The 13,896-nt window shown below is 64.4% G+C and carries 11 protein-coding genes; all 11 read right to left on the bottom strand.

Features of this window, described 5'->3' with window-relative positions:
- Window positions 1-46 precede the first annotated feature (46 nt).
- The 11 genes from wbaP to ACYP33_RS16480 all read right to left on the bottom strand — a co-directional run bounded on the left by wbaP (window position 47) and on the right by ACYP33_RS16480 (window position 13,440).
- Window positions 47-1,450, bottom strand: a complete 1,404-nt coding sequence (gene wbaP, locus ACYP33_RS16530) for an undecaprenyl-phosphate galactose phosphotransferase WbaP (protein ID WP_414451951.1) — start codon at window positions 1,448-1,450, stop codon at window positions 47-49.
- A 233-nt stretch (window positions 1,451-1,683) separates the two neighbouring features.
- Entirely contained in the window at window positions 1,684-2,562 is an 879-nt protein-coding gene (gene rfbA / locus ACYP33_RS16525; protein WP_414449408.1) for a glucose-1-phosphate thymidylyltransferase RfbA, read from the bottom strand.
- 99 nt (window positions 2,563-2,661) lie between these two features.
- Entirely contained in the window at window positions 2,662-3,603 is a 942-nt protein-coding gene (locus ACYP33_RS16520) for a glycosyltransferase family 2 protein (RefSeq protein ID WP_459622857.1), read from the bottom strand.
- 17 nt (window positions 3,604-3,620) lie between these two features.
- Window positions 3,621-4,775: an NAD-dependent epimerase/dehydratase family protein gene (locus tag ACYP33_RS16515; RefSeq protein WP_414449410.1), complete on the bottom strand. Its 1,155-nt coding sequence runs from the start codon at window positions 4,773-4,775 to the stop codon at window positions 3,621-3,623.
- Window positions 4,772-5,416: an acyltransferase gene (locus ACYP33_RS16510; protein WP_414449411.1), complete on the bottom strand. Its 645-nt coding sequence runs from the start codon at window positions 5,414-5,416 to the stop codon at window positions 4,772-4,774. The genes ACYP33_RS16515 and ACYP33_RS16510 overlap by 4 nt, the downstream gene beginning before the upstream one ends.
- Window positions 5,413-6,396: a glycosyltransferase family 2 protein gene (locus ACYP33_RS16505; RefSeq protein ID WP_459622856.1), complete on the bottom strand. Its 984-nt coding sequence runs from the start codon at window positions 6,394-6,396 to the stop codon at window positions 5,413-5,415. Before ACYP33_RS16505 ends, ACYP33_RS16510 begins: the two co-directional genes overlap by 4 nt.
- A gap of 10 nt (window positions 6,397-6,406) precedes the next feature.
- Window positions 6,407-7,894, bottom strand: a complete 1,488-nt coding sequence (locus tag ACYP33_RS16500; RefSeq protein WP_459622855.1) for a lipopolysaccharide biosynthesis protein — start codon at window positions 7,892-7,894, stop codon at window positions 6,407-6,409.
- A 275-nt stretch (window positions 7,895-8,169) separates the two neighbouring features.
- A complete protein-coding gene (gene rfbC / locus ACYP33_RS16495; RefSeq protein WP_459622854.1) occupies window positions 8,170-8,721 on the bottom strand; it encodes a dTDP-4-dehydrorhamnose 3,5-epimerase in 552 nt (183 codons plus the stop codon).
- 289 nt (window positions 8,722-9,010) lie between these two features.
- Window positions 9,011-11,287: a polysaccharide biosynthesis tyrosine autokinase gene (locus ACYP33_RS16490; protein ID WP_459622853.1), complete on the bottom strand. Its 2,277-nt coding sequence runs from the start codon at window positions 11,285-11,287 to the stop codon at window positions 9,011-9,013.
- A gap of 96 nt (window positions 11,288-11,383) precedes the next feature.
- Window positions 11,384-12,391, bottom strand: a complete 1,008-nt coding sequence (locus ACYP33_RS16485) for a polysaccharide biosynthesis/export family protein (RefSeq protein WP_414451952.1) — start codon at window positions 12,389-12,391, stop codon at window positions 11,384-11,386.
- Window positions 12,392-12,633: 242 nt separating this feature from the next.
- On the bottom strand, window positions 12,634-13,440 hold the full coding sequence (locus ACYP33_RS16480) for a Crp/Fnr family transcriptional regulator (protein ID WP_414445583.1): 807 nt from the start codon (window positions 13,438-13,440) through the stop codon (window positions 12,634-12,636).
- Between the last annotated feature and the right edge of the window lie 456 nt (window positions 13,441-13,896).

Below are 13,896 nucleotides of genomic sequence, written 5' to 3'. Positions count from 1 at the left end.
GCGGCCGGGCCGGCTGGCTGACGGTCCCGAGCCGGCTGGCCGGCGGTCAGTACGCGCCGTCGCGATGGAGCACCACGCCGATCGTCTTGAACAGGATCGCGATATCGCTGCGCAGCGACCAATTGCGCACGTACCAGGCGTCGAGGAACACGCGGCGCGCGTAATCGGTGTCGTTGCGGCCACTGACCTGCCAGAGGCCCGTCATGCCCGGCTTGGCCAGCAGGTAGTAGGCGGCATCGGCGCCATAGCGCTCGATTTCCTTTTCCACCACCGGGCGCGGCCCGACCAGGCTCATGTCGCCGCGCAGCACGTTCCACAATTGCGGCAACTCGTCGAGGCTGGTCTTGCGCAGCACCGAGCCGATGCGCGTGACGCGCACGTCGTGCTTGAGCTTGAAATCCTTGTCCCATTCGGCGCGCGCCACCGGGTCGTTCGCGAGCAACTCCTTGAGCACCTTGTCGGCGTCGAGCACCATCGAACGGAACTTGTAGCACTTGAACTTCCTGCCGTTCTGGCCGATGCGCGTGTGGCCGAAGAACGCCGAGCCGCCATCCTTCGCCACCAGAATCGTCAGGATGGCGAAAATGGGCAGCAACATCAGCATCAGCAGGCCGCCCGCCGTCACGTCGAACGCCCGCTTGAGCACCTTGGCCGAGAACCGCGTGAGGTTGTTCTGCACGCGCAGCATCATCACTTCATGGCCGAAGAAGTAGGACACGTCGGTCTTGCAGAGCGGCACGCCGCGCATCGGGGCCATCACGGTCAGGTCGCGAATGCCGCTTTCGGTCAGGTCGCGGATCCACGCGTTGCGCAGCTCCTTGTCCTCCGGCTCCAGCGCGATCACCACCTGCGCGCCGGGCAAAGCCTTGAGCGTGGCGGCGGACAAGCCCTTCAGTACCGGCACGTCGCCGACGAACGCCGTGTCGGCCCGGCCATCGGGCGCCACGTAGGCCACCACGTCCGCGCCCAGATACAACTGCGCCGACATCAGGCGCTGCGCTTCGAGCGCCGACTCGCCGCAGCCGACGATCAGCGTCGGGCGCTTCCACAGGTGCGCCATGTCGAGCACCTTCTTCGTCACCAGCCGGAACGTGGGCACCAGCACGAACGCGCCGCTCCAGGTCATCGCCCACCAGCCGCGCGAGAACATGCCCTTGGTCAGCGTGGTCAGCGCGAGATGCAGGATCGCGAGCACCACCAGCGCCTCGAACACCTCGCGCAACTCGCGCCCGAACGGCCGGCGCAGCCCGTAGTGCCGCACGCGCAGCCAGAACCACAGCGTGCCGCCGAACGACAGCAGCATGTACACCACCATCGGCTGCTGGCTGATCGCTTTCCAGAGGCTGATCTGCGGATCGCTCTGGAACGTGCCGAGCACGTTGGTGGTGATCAGCAGGGCCACGGCGAAACCGATCACATCGGTGGCCGCCAGCGCCACCTTGATCGTCAAGGCCGGAAACGGGCGCAGTTCGATGTGCCGTTCCGACAGACTGTCGAGACTGATGATTGAGCTCACGTGACCTGTCCTCGTATTGATGTTGGCATCGCTGATTCTGATGAACGTCCACCGCAATCATTCGGATTCCGAACTCGTTGAAGTCGCGGCAAGCGCCGTGCTCGGGTTAATCCTAAGTGCGGCCCGCCCGATACTCGGTTCGGCTTCGCACAGAAGCCGGTTATCGCTCATGCGACGCCGTCTTCGATCAGGTTGATCAGATACTTGCCGTAGGCGTTCTTCTTCAGCGGCGTGGCGAGCCGTTCGAGCTGGCCGGCATCGATCCAGTTGCGGCGGTACGCCACCTCCTCCGGGCAGGCCACCATCAGGCCCTGACGCTTCTGCAAGGTGGCAACGAAGTTGGCCGCTTCGGTCAGCGAATCGTGCGTGCCGGTGTCGAACCACGCATAGCCGCGCCCCATGATTTCGACCTGCAGGCGCTCGCGTTCGAGATAGCGCCGATTGACGTCGGTGATTTCCAGTTCGCCGCGCGCCGACGGGCGAATCCCGGCGGCGATGTCGCACACCTCGCTGTCGTAGAAATACAGGCCCGTGACGGCGTAGTTCGAGCGCGGCACCTCGGGCTTTTCCTCGATCGACAAGGCGCGGAACTGCGGGTCGAATTCGACCACGCCGTAGCGCTCGGGGTCGCGTACGTGATAGGCGAACACGGTGGCGCCCTGCGTGCGCCGGTCCGCGGCTTCGAGTTGGGCGACCTGATCGTGGCCGTAGAAAATGTTGTCGCCGAGGATCAGCGCCGACGGCTGGCCATCGACGAACGCGCGCCCGATCACGAACGCCTGCGCGAGCCCGTCGGGCGACGGTTGTTCGGCATACTGGATATGCATGCCCCAACGGCTGCCGTCGCCGAGCAAGGCGATGAAGCACGGCAGGTCGCGCGGCGTGGAAATCACCAGCACCTCGCGAATGCCGGCCACCATCAGCGTGCACAGCGGGTAATAGATCATCGGCTTGTCGTACACCGGCAAGAGCTGCTTCGATACCGCATGCGTGATCGGATAGAGGCGCGTGCCCGATCCGCCCGCCAGAATGATTCCCTTACGCATCGCTCGTTCCCGCCCCGTTGGCTTGGCGTGCGTGCCTCATTGCATCGCACTCCGTATCGATTGGCTGGCCATCCGTCTGGCCCGATCTCGATTCGTGGTTCAGCCCGGCCCCGGCGCGCCGCGCAGCCGCATGCCTTCGGCGATGCCCCGGAACACGCTGCGCCGGCCGTCGGAGGTGAAGCGCGCGCATTTCACGAGCATGGCCGCGACCGAATAGGTCTGCGCCAGCAGCGAATACGGAAAGCCCAGGTTCTTGCGGCTGAAGTACAAACGGTTGCGCGTGCAATAGAACAGGCTGAACGGGCTTTCGCCGCCGCCGGTCGAGAAGCTGACCTTGTGCGCGACGAGCGAACTCGGCACGTACCACAGGTGTATGCCGGCCTGATTCATGCGCCACACGAAATCGGTGTCGTCGTAATAGACGAAATACTTCTCGTCCATCATGCCGACGCGCGCGAACACGCTCTTGTGCAGCGCCATGAAGCAGGTGGGCGCGTATTCGGATTCGCCCGGGTGATCGAACTGCCCGACGTCCTCGTCGCCATCGCCGATATGCGCGGTGGTGGCCTTCATGCGCGAGATCGTGCCGCCCGCGCACCAGATCCGGTTGGTGCCGTGATAGAGGATCTTCGGAAACGTCGCGAGCGTGTCCGGGCCGTCCTCGATCGGCCGGATCAGGCTGGCCACCGTATCGGGGTGGCGAAACTCCACGTCGTTGTTGGCCAGCAGCACGTAGTCGCAACCGTCGGCCAGCGCCATCGCGATGCCCTGGTTGTTGCCGCGCGCCACGCCCACGTTGGCGTCGTTGAACACCACCTGCGCGGTCAGGCCCGCCCGGCTCGCCAGTTCGCGCGACAGGATGCTGCCGCTGTCGCTCGCGCTGTTGTCGATCACGTAGAGCTTCATCGCCACGCCGGCCTGCACCGCGAGGCTGTCGAAGAAATCCGGCAGCACGTCGTCGGAGTGATACAGCACCGTCACCACGCCCACCATCGGCTTCGCGCCCGGCTTGCCGAGCGGCTTCACACGTCCATTGCCCATTGCCCCACCCTCCCCGCTCACGCCACGGCCCGACTGGCCTGGTACAGCCCCTTGGATTGCATCTCGACGATGCTCTGCTCGTAGTTGTCCTGCTTGACCTCCTGCCCCTCCACCCAGGCGGCGAAACGCGCGATGCCCTCGTCGAAGTGCACCTTCGGCTCGAAGCCGAGAAATTCGCGGGCGCGCGTGAGGTCGGCGTAGTTGTGGCGGATGTCGCCCAGGCGGAATGCGCCGGTCACATTGATCGGCACCTGGCTGCCATACAGTTCGTTGAGCCGGCGCGCCACGTCGATCACGGCGGTGCGGCGGCCCGAGCCGATGCCGAACACGCGGCCGGCCGCCTCGGGGTTCATCAGCGCGGCCTGCGTGGCGTCCACCACGTCGTCCACATACACGAAATCGCGGCTCTCCTGCCCGTCCTCGAACACGTTGATCTCGTTGCCGTTCTTGATGCGGGTCGAGAAGATCGACAGAATCCCCGTGTACGGATTCGACAGCGACTGGCCCGGCCCGTACACGTTCTGATAACGCAGCGCCGACGCGCCGACGCCGATCGAGCGGCACACCGTCATCACCATCTGTTCCTGGTCGTACTTCGTGATGCCGTACACCGACGACGGATGGATCTTCGATTCCTCGTCGGTGGGCAGGCATTCGAGCGGCTCGCCCGATTCCGGGCACAGGTAGTCGAAGCGGCCGGCCAGCAGGTCGCGCTCCTCGCGTGCATCGGGGTACACGATGCCGAGCGCCGGCGAGCGGTACTTGCCATCGCCGTAGATCGCCCGCGACGAGGCCACCACGAACTTGCGCACGGTGTTGCTGCGGTTCTTGACGAGAACGTCGAGCAGCACGCCGCTGCCGCCCACGTTCACGTCGATGTAATGGCCGACCTCGTACATCGATTGGCCGGTGCCGGTTTCGGCGGCCAGGTGCACCACGGCATCCTGGCCCTGCATGGCGCGCTCGACCACCGAGCGGTCGCATACCGAGCCTTCGATCAGGCGTACCGAATTGCCGAGCGAGCGCAGCAGCGACGATTCCTGATAAGGGTCCACGCCGTGAATCTGTTGCGCGAGGTTGTCGAGCACGGTGACGGTCGCGTTCTGGCTGGCGAGCTGTCTGGCGAGGTGCGATCCGATGAAGCCGGCGCCGCCGGTGATGAGGACTTTCATGATTTGCAGTGCTCCCAGGTTTGCGTGTTCCGGTTGTATCGCCTGATCACGCGCGCCGGATTGCCGGCCACCACGCAGTAGTCAGGCACATCGCGCGTCACGACGGCGTGGCTGCCCACCACCGCGTTGCGTCCAATCACCACGTTCGGCAAGATCATCGAGTTGAAGCCGATAAAGCTGCCCGCGCCGATCACCACGCGGTTGCCCTGCGTGCGCAGCCGCATGCCGATGCGCACCGGGTCGTTCACATCCTCGAACGGATGCTCGACGTCGACGATCGCGCAGCCGCCGGTAATCGTTACGTCATCCTGAATTTCAATGCGGGACCCGCACACGATATGGACGTTCTGTTCGATATTCACGTCGTTGCCGATCGACAATCGGGGCGGCACGCCGGTTTCGCCCACCACCAGCTCGATGCGCGCGCCGGCGCGTATCAGCACCCGTTCGCCCACCGTGGCGTGCTGCACGTTCGCGAGCAGATAAGGCTGATAGATCACGCTGCCCTTGCCCACCCGCTCGAACAGATGGGCATACCAGAGGCGCGTCTTGAGCATGAAATAGGCGCGCTTCACGGTGTTGATCCGTTCGAGCCAGTTCGCTTCACCGAACCTCGCGAGGCTTCGCGGCAGCACGCTCATGCGCGCACCGTCGGCCGGCCTGCCATCTGCTTGGCGAACACGTACAGCGAGCGCAGCATGCGCGGACGGCTTCGCAGCGCATGCAGTGCGCGCTGCTTGACGCCGACATCCGCGAACTCGGCGCTCCTGCCGATGCAATGCTGGAACTGCTCGTACAGGCCGCTTTCGAGGTACAGGATCGCCGAGCGCAGCAACACGCCTGCCCGGCCGCGATCGACCACGTCGCGCTTCATGCCGAGCGCCTCGGCCATGTTGCAGGTGCGCATCAGGTCCTGGATATTGGTTTCGTGGCGCGCCGGGTTGAGGATCACCGTCGAGGTGAAGCCCTTCGGGTTGACGCGATACACGCCCAGTTCCTGATCGAGATACGCGGCCCGGCTGCCGTGCAGGCATTGCACGAGGTTCGCCACGTCGGCCACTACCTTCAGTTCGAGATCGACCGGATGGCGGCGGCGCAACGCGCCGCGAAACATCACCGAGCTGTTCAGGAAGAACGGACCGTGTTCGATCAGGTATTCGGCGTCGAACACGGCAGGCTTGTCGCGGGCGAGCGCGAAATCCACCGGCTCGCCGGTCAGTGCGTCGACCGTGCGCATCTTGTGCGCCACCATGCCGAATTCGCGTTGCGTTTCGAGGAAGGTGTATTGATGCGCGAGCTTGCCGGGCAGCACCATGTCGTCGCCGTCCACGGTGGCGATGTACTCGCCGCTCGCCTGCGCCATCGCATCGGCCAGGTTGCGCGAATAGCCGACATTGGTTTCGTGCGCAACCAGCTTGATGATGTCGGGATACCGCGCGCGAAAGCTTTCGATGATGGCGAGCGAGCCGTCCACCGAGCCGTCGTCGCCGATCACGATATCGAACGGCACGCCGATTTCCTGGCTCAGGATGCTGTCGAGGCACGGGCCGATATAGCGTTCGAGGTTGTAGCACAGCACCACGACCGAGATGACCGGCGGCTTCACGGGTTGAATCTCCATGTCTTGCTCCTCAATTCAAGGCGAAGCGGCGGGCCAGATCGCGGGCCTTGCGCTGCGAAATCGGCGAGACGGCAATCGTCGCGCCCACCATCAGCAGCCACATGCTCGCCACGATCATCAGCAGCGCGAAGCGGTTGACCGGCGGGAACTGGGTGTAATGAAACGCCACGCCCAGCGCACTGGCCGCCACCACCCGTATCAGCAGGCCGCGATACCAGGCCGCATTGATGCCGGGCAGGAACTTGCGGTGCACCACGGCGACCCACAGAAACAGTTGCGCGAGGTTGATGGCGAGCCACGCATAGGCCGCGCCCACCGCGCCGTAATGCAGCGCGCCGATCAGCACCGCCGGCACCAGGATCGCGACGAAGCCGAGGTTGCCCTTGATATGCAGCGAGAGGTCGCCGTCCGCGTACTGGATCAGGAACGACAAGCCCGCGATGGCCGAGCAGCCGTTGCCGATCGCATAGCAGCGCAGCACGGTCATGGCGTCGGGATTCACCGGCAGCGACATCGCCCACAGCTTGAACACCAGGTCGGGCACGCTGGCGAACAGCATCGCGACCGGAATCACCGCGATCATCAGGATCTCGCTGGCGAGGAAATAGCTCGATTCGAGCGAGCCGCGGTTGCGCGCGCTGTCGGCCGTGAAGCGCGGCGTGAACGCCTGCTGGATCGGGCTGGCGAGCAGCAGGATGCCGCTGGCCAGCAGCGTCGCCATGCTGAACACGCCGAACGCGGACAGCGGCAACACCTTGGACAGGATGATCTTGTCGGCCTGCGTGGAGGTGGCCCACATCAGCGCCGAGAACGCGATCGACAGCGAGAGCCTGGCGCGGGCCGCCAGCACCACCCGTGAAAACGTGCGCGACAGCACCGGCGCGCCGATCGCGCGGCCGAGCAGCAGGCGCATGGTCAGCGCCTCGCCGACGATCGCCGCCAGTTGCCACAGGAAGAACACGTCCACGCGCGGCCAGATCGCGATCAGCGGCACCACCAGCACGGCGCGAATCACCGAGAAGATCACGATCACCGTGTTCAGCGTCGCCTGCCGGTCGATACCCACCATGCCGCCGCGATACAGCGACGACAGCCAGCGCGCCGATACCGTCAGCATCATCAGCACGAAGGCCAGCGCGATGTCGTGCGCGGGCAGCGTCTTCGCCTTGAGCCAGCCGGTGGCGAAGAACGGCGCGCCGAAGATCGACAGCACGACCAGCACGGCGCACATGGCCGCCACGAATTTCTCGAGCGATTGCAACAACACGCGCACCTCGGCTTTCGAGCCATCGTCGGTGGCGCGGGCCAGCTCGCGGCACAGGGTGGGCGACAGGCCGAGATCCAGCAATTGCACCCAGGCAAGCAGCACGGCATTGAACGCGATCAGGCCATACGCCTCGACGCCGAGATGATGCACATACACCGGCACCATGACCATGCCGAGCACGACCGTCACGATCTGACCTGCATAGTTCGAAATCAGGCTGCGTTTGAGCATCTTGGTAGGCGATAAGAGACGGGATGATTCGGATCGCGACAGACGAACCCGCGATGCCCATCGACAGCGGACGCTGCCCGTAAGTCATGCTGCACTGCACGCAACGAAGCCAATTTAGTGGTGGACAACCGGCGGGAATGTACGGGCTCGCACACTGCCCGGTTCATGATTGAGACAGGTACGACAATCGATTCGGAATGCAAAATGACAGGCGGGCGCTGGATCGTCCCTGCGATGCGTTGGCCACGCCGTTCGTGCCGTGGCCGTGCGGCGCATCACGGGTAGCACTCGGCCTCGAACAGCGGCTTGCCTTCGGCATCCTTGGTCGCCAGCACCGGCGGGTATTCGATCGGCCAGTCGATATTGATCATCGGGTCGCTCCACAGCAGGCTGCGTTCGTATTCGGGGAACCAGTAATCGGTCACCTTGTAGACGAACTCCGCCGCCACCGACAGCACGATGAAGCCATGCGCGAAGCCCGGTGGAATCCAGAGCTGCCGATGGTTGCGGGCACTGAGCCGAACGCCCACCCATTTGCCAAAGTTAGGAGAACTGAGCCTGAGGTCGACGGCAACGTCGAACACTTCGCCCGCGGTCACCCTCACGAGCTTGCCCTGCGGATGCACGATCTGATAATGCAGGCCGCGCAGCACGCCGCGCGACGAGCGCGAGTGATTGTCCTGCACGAATTCGAAGCCCTGGGCCACGGATTCCTCGAATTCGCGCGCGTTGAAGCTTTCGAAGAAGAAGCCGCGCCGGTCGCCGAACACCGCCGGTTCGATCAGCTTGACTTCGGGCAAGGCCGTTGCGGTCACTTGGATTGCCATGTCGGCGTGCTCCAGGTGAAGGCGTCGGTCAACCACGGTAGACATAAAAACGGCGCGCGACCGGCCACGCCCCGATGCTTGCCGACAGCCCGATCACGCCCGCTGTGCATACGCGCCCACCCTCCCTGTTGAATACTCGCCAGTTGCCACTTCATTGACGCACTCCTGATGATCCCGATATCGACCGACCGTATCGCCGACATGCCGCCCACGGCTCTATTGTTCAGGTCTATTGAACACTCGATCGCGATATTGATTCAGTACGTCGCCCCACACTCTCGGGCACGGATCACGTCGCCATCTGGTTGTGTTCGAGATACGCGGAGGTATAGCCGTAGCTGCGCCGCTCGCTGCGCCGCAACGGCACCACGTTGAAGATGGCGCCCACCGTCCAGGCGCCGGCACGGTCGAGCTGGGTAAGCGTTTCCTCGATCTCGGCTTCGGTATGCGAGCCCGAGCGCAGCACCATCACGGTCTTGCCGGCGCTGTTCGCGACGATCGCCGCATCGCTCACGGCCAGCAGCGGCGGCGTGTCGATGATCACCAGGTCGAAGCGCCGCTTGAACTCGTCGAGCAGCGACCTGAAGCCCGGCATCATCAGCAGTTCGGACGGGTTCGGCGGGTATTTGCCGCACGACACGAGCGACAGGCCCGGCACGCCCGACGGCTGGATCGCCTGATCGATGCTCAGGCGTCCTGCCAATAGTTCGGCCAGGCCGCCCGCGTTCGGCTTGCTGAAGAACGACGCCGCCCGGCCGCAGCGCATGTCCGCATCCACCAGCAGCACTCGCTTGCGGGTTTCGGCCTCCAGCACGGCGAGGTTCGCCGCGATGAAGCTCTTGCCGGTTTCGGGCGTGGGGCCGGTCAGCACGATCACGCCGTCGTCGGGCCGGTCCGTCTCGTACAGATGCAGGTGCAGGGCCGTGCGCAGGCCGCGCAGCGCCTCGACCGAGGGATCATGCGGGAAGCTGCGTGCCAGCAGGTATTGCGAGGCGGCCGGCTGCGCGGGCTCGTCGGTGCGCACGTTGGACGACAGCAGCGGCGTGCGGCGCTGGATCGCCGCGTTGGGCGGCGCGAACACCAGCTTGCTCGGCATCGCCTGATCGAGCCGCGCCTGGTGCGCGCTGTAGAGCACCGAGGCCAGCATCGGCATGCGCAGGTTGCGCTCGATGAACTTCGTATCGGTCACGCCGGTCAGGTAGCGGTGGCGCAAGAACACCAGCAGCACACCGAGCATCAGGCCGAGGCCGAGGCTGGCCAGCAGGATGATCGGCCCGTTGGGCGACACCGGATCGACCGGCCGCACCGCATCGTCGACGATATGCACGTCGCCCGTGGTGCTCGCGCGGCGCACCGTCAGTTCCTCGGCCTTGTTCACCATCGCGATATAGATCGATTCGGCCACCTTGGCATTGCGGCTCAGGTCGGCGTTGGTGCGCTCGGAGGCCGGCATGCGCACGAAACGCGCGTTGAACTGCGCCTTGGCCGCCGACAACTGCGCGATCTGCTGATTGATGTTCTGCATCGGCGGGCTGTCGGGCGTGAAGTTCTGCATCATCTGCGTGCGCTGCAGTTGCAGCGTCGCGATCTGCCGCTCGATATCGATGCCGCCCTGCAGATACGATTGCGCCTCGGCGGTCGGCTGCAGCGAGCCGACCGACGCCTGATAGCCCATCAGCGAAGCCTCCGCCTGGTGCAGTTCGTCGCGCAAGCGCGGCAGCTCGCGGTTGATGAAATCCAGCGTCTGGCTGTCGTTGGCGCGGCTGGCGGCGATGGTCGCCGCGACATAACCCGCCGCGATCGAATTGGCGACGTTGGCGGACAGATCCGGGTTGTCGCTGTCGTAGGTGATCTGCACGAGCCCGGTATCGCTGCCCTTCTCGACGATCTTGAGCTTGCGCGCGAAGCGTTGCAGCGCATTCACGCCGTTCCAGGCCGTGACGTTGAATTCGGTGCCCGGCAACGCCGCGAGCTGCTTGACCCGGATCGATACGCCGCCGGCCTGCGCCGGCTCGCCCACCTTGCCGTTCAGCAGCACCGCGCCGTTCCCGTCGAGCAGCGCGTAGGCGCCGTTCTCGAGCGCGCGCAGCCGCAGCCGCCGGTTCTCGAAGCGGGTCGGCACCTTCATCGATTCGACCTCGATCTGCTCGCCGCCCCATGCATAGGACGTCAAACCGAACCACGGATGAGACAGTTCGCCCGGCGTCGCGAACTTGTGCGACAGCATGCCGAGCAACGGCAGCACGCGCGGCGCGGCGGTCACGTTGTAGCCGTATTGCGCCAGCACCGGATCGAGCACCGAGCGGCTCTGCATCATGCCGATCTCGGCCTCGGTGCGCGCCGGCCGCTGCCCGACCACCACCTGCTGGCCGTCCGCGGCAAAGCCCAGCGCGTTGCGGCCCTGCGCCTCGACCTTGATCACCGCGCTCGCCGAATAGATCGGCGTGGCCAGCCAGATATACACCACGGCCAGCGCCACCACGGCAACCGTGATGGCCGCCACCGTCCACAGGTGGTCGCGCAACACGCGAATCATGCCCAGTGCGTCCGGCGCGTCGTCTGGCATGCCTCCGGAATATCGGGCGTTCATATTCGGACTGTTCACGTTGGTCGTTCCTCTAAACCTTGCTCGTTGAGAATGGATGCGGCGCAGGGCCAGGCATTAGCGGGTGGCGGCGTAGAACAGATACAGGCTCGTCACCGTCGGCAGCAGTTGCTCCAGCAGGCGATTGACCTGGGCGATCTGCGCGGTGCCCACGTACACGACATCGAGCGGCTTCAGGTCGAACTGGGTGGACAGCAGGATCGAATCGACCTTGGTCATGTCGAGCCGGTAGATGCTCGGCTTGGTCGGGTCGCTCAACGTGCGTCGGATCACGAGGATCTGCCGCGGCTGCGCACTTTGCGGGTTGATGCCGTTTGCATTGGAGAGCGCATCGGCCAGCGTCATGCGGCCCTTGTCCATGAACAGGGTTTGCGGCTTCGAGATTTCTCCCAGCATGAACACGCGGCTCGCGTTGTGATCGGGCACGTAGACGATGTCGCCCGTTTCCAGCGCCACGTTCTGCGAAATGTCGCCGCGATCGAGCGTGCGCTGCACGTCGAGCAGGTAGGTCTTGCCGCCGCGCGTGAGCTGCACGCGTTGCAGATCCGCATCGGCCAGCGAACCGCCGGAGCGCGTGATCGCGTCGAGCACCGTGAGCTTCAGGTCGGTAATCGGCAGCGAGCCCGGGTTCTTCACTTCGCCGGCGAGCTGGATCTGCTGGCTGCGGTACTGGATCACGCGCACGTCGAGCTGCGGCTTGATGGCGTAGCCCGCCAGGCGCGACACCAGCATCGCGCTGATCTGCGCGGTGGTCTTGCCGGCCACCGCGACACGGCCCACGGTCGGGAAATAGATCGTGCCGTCGGCCGCCACGCGCGCGCCGTCCGGCGTAATCTGCACGCCCGGCGCGCCGACGCCGCCCCCGCCCGTGTTGTCGAGCGGCGGCAGCGGCGTGGCGGCCGCACCGGTCACGGTCAGTTCCGGGTGCCCCCACACGGTGATGCCGAGAATGTCGCCCTGGCCGACCCGATAGTCGATCTGCGGGCCGTCCGGCGCCTGCGGCAGCGCCGGCGGCTCGGATTTCATGGCCTGCACCTGGCCGGTAATGACGCCGGCGTCGATCATCTGCACCGGGTACACCGGCGGCGGTGCATCGCTTTTCGCCGGTTCCTGCATTTGAGCCGGATTGAGATACGGCCCGGGGGCGAACGTGCAAGCGGCTGCCGCCCAGCACGTCAACAGTGCGAATATCCTGCCGATGCTTTTCATGTTGGTCATCCCGTGACGAGGTACGAATCGATCTAGGTCGGTGTTCGTTTTCAATATGCAGTTCAATACGCAGTGCGAATCGATCGGGCGGCGCGCGTTCAATAGGCCGCCGCGCGGATCTGATGCCCGAGATAGCTGCCTGCCGATTTCGACGGCATCTCATGCATGCGACGCACGTTGCCGTCGCTGGCGCTTTCGGCCGAGGAGCTGGCGTGCAGCAGACGCTGAAACTCGCCCTTGATGATTCCGTAGCACTCGCAGGCCGACGCTTCGAGGCCGGCGCGATCGAGGATGGTGATCTTGCCGCGCCGCTGCGCGATCAAGCCGGCGTCCTGCAGCTTGCCGGTGGCCTCCGTCACGCCTTCGCGACGCACGCCGAGCATCGAGGCGATCAATTGCTGGGTGACGGCCAGCTCGTCAGTCTTGAGACGATCCTGCGTGAGCAGCAGCCAGCTGCTGACCTGCCTGACGATGTGATGGCGACGGTTGCACAGCGAGTTCTGCGCGACCTGCGTGAGCAGCGCCTGGATGTAATAGAGCATCAACTGATGCACGAAACCGTGGCGATCGAATTCGCGCTTGAACAATTGCGCATTCATCGCATAGGCGTAACCGCCGCTACGCACTTCGATGCGGGTCGGCATCGTGAAGCCGCCTGTCAGGGCGGGCACGCCGATCACGCCTTCATTGCCCACCGCGGCGACTTCCGCGGTGGCGCCGTCCGCCATCAGGAAAATCATGGAAATGATGGCACTGGTGGGGAAATAGACTTTCTTGACGGTTTCCCCGGCATCGGACAATAACTGGCCGCTCTTCAATTGAACGAGTTGAAGATGAGGTGCAAGCGCGTCGAAATCCGAGGCGGGCAAGGACGCGAGAAGATGATTTGCAGGTTGTGTGGTCATGACATCGGACATAAATATTGGCGCTGGGTCATTTGACATACCGAAGTAATTCGGGCCTGTAAGCTGGAAAGCAGGACAGCCAAGCATTTTTTTGCAGCGCACCAGCCCTTACTCCGGTGCAGGACAACTGCCGACGGTCATCTGCCGTTGGTGAGATTCATACAGCGATAACCATGCCAACAACATCAAGTCTTTGTTTATAAACGTTTTTTTAAAATGTGTTTTAAACAGTGAGGGGTTTTATGTCGGAAATGTCTCGAATCTGAGCTACTTTCCGGCCTCGCTCCGCAGCCTCGACGCATTGCACAAGATGCTGCGCTGCACTCAAGCCGGCTCGGATGCAAGATTGTCAAGGCGCAGGGCGCGATAAGCCCTCTCGTGCGATCGCCGCAAGGCGGTGATTTTCGGCAAGCGCGATTTGATTCGATCTGCTTCATATTTGATACGCGGCCTGAA

This window comes from Burkholderia sp. 3C (genome assembly GCF_054589155.1).
Note: the sequence above shows the minus strand (reverse complement) of the source record. Positions and strands in the feature narration are given on the sequence as shown.

Excerpts from the sequence above, each read along its gene's own strand:
- ACYP33_RS16480 (WP_414445583.1), bottom strand. The coding sequence starts at position 13,440 with ATGACCACACAACCTGCAAATCATCTTCTCGCGTCCTTGCCCGCCTCG.
- ACYP33_RS16515 (WP_414449410.1), bottom strand. The coding sequence starts at position 4,775 with ATGAAAGTCCTCATCACCGGCGGCGCCGGCTTCATCGGATCGCACCTC.
- ACYP33_RS16490 (WP_459622853.1), bottom strand. The coding sequence starts at position 11,287 with ATGCCAGACGACGCGCCGGACGCACTGGGCATGATTCGCGTGTTGCGC.
- ACYP33_RS16485 (WP_414451952.1), bottom strand. The coding sequence starts at position 12,391 with ATGATCGACGCCGGCGTCATTACCGGCCAGGTGCAGGCCATGAAATCC.
- rfbA (WP_414449408.1), bottom strand. The coding sequence starts at position 2,562 with ATGCGTAAGGGAATCATTCTGGCGGGCGGATCGGGCACGCGCCTCTAT.
- rfbC (WP_459622854.1), bottom strand. The coding sequence starts at position 8,721 with ATGGCAATCCAAGTGACCGCAACGGCCTTGCCCGAAGTCAAGCTGATC.
- ACYP33_RS16510 (WP_414449411.1), bottom strand. The coding sequence starts at position 5,416 with ATGAGCGTGCTGCCGCGAAGCCTCGCGAGGTTCGGTGAAGCGAACTGG.
- ACYP33_RS16520 (WP_459622857.1), bottom strand. The coding sequence starts at position 3,603 with ATGGGCAATGGACGTGTGAAGCCGCTCGGCAAGCCGGGCGCGAAGCCG.
- ACYP33_RS16505 (WP_459622856.1), bottom strand. The coding sequence starts at position 6,396 with ATGGAGATTCAACCCGTGAAGCCGCCGGTCATCTCGGTCGTGGTGCTG.
- ACYP33_RS16500 (WP_459622855.1), bottom strand. The coding sequence starts at position 7,894 with ATGCTCAAACGCAGCCTGATTTCGAACTATGCAGGTCAGATCGTGACG.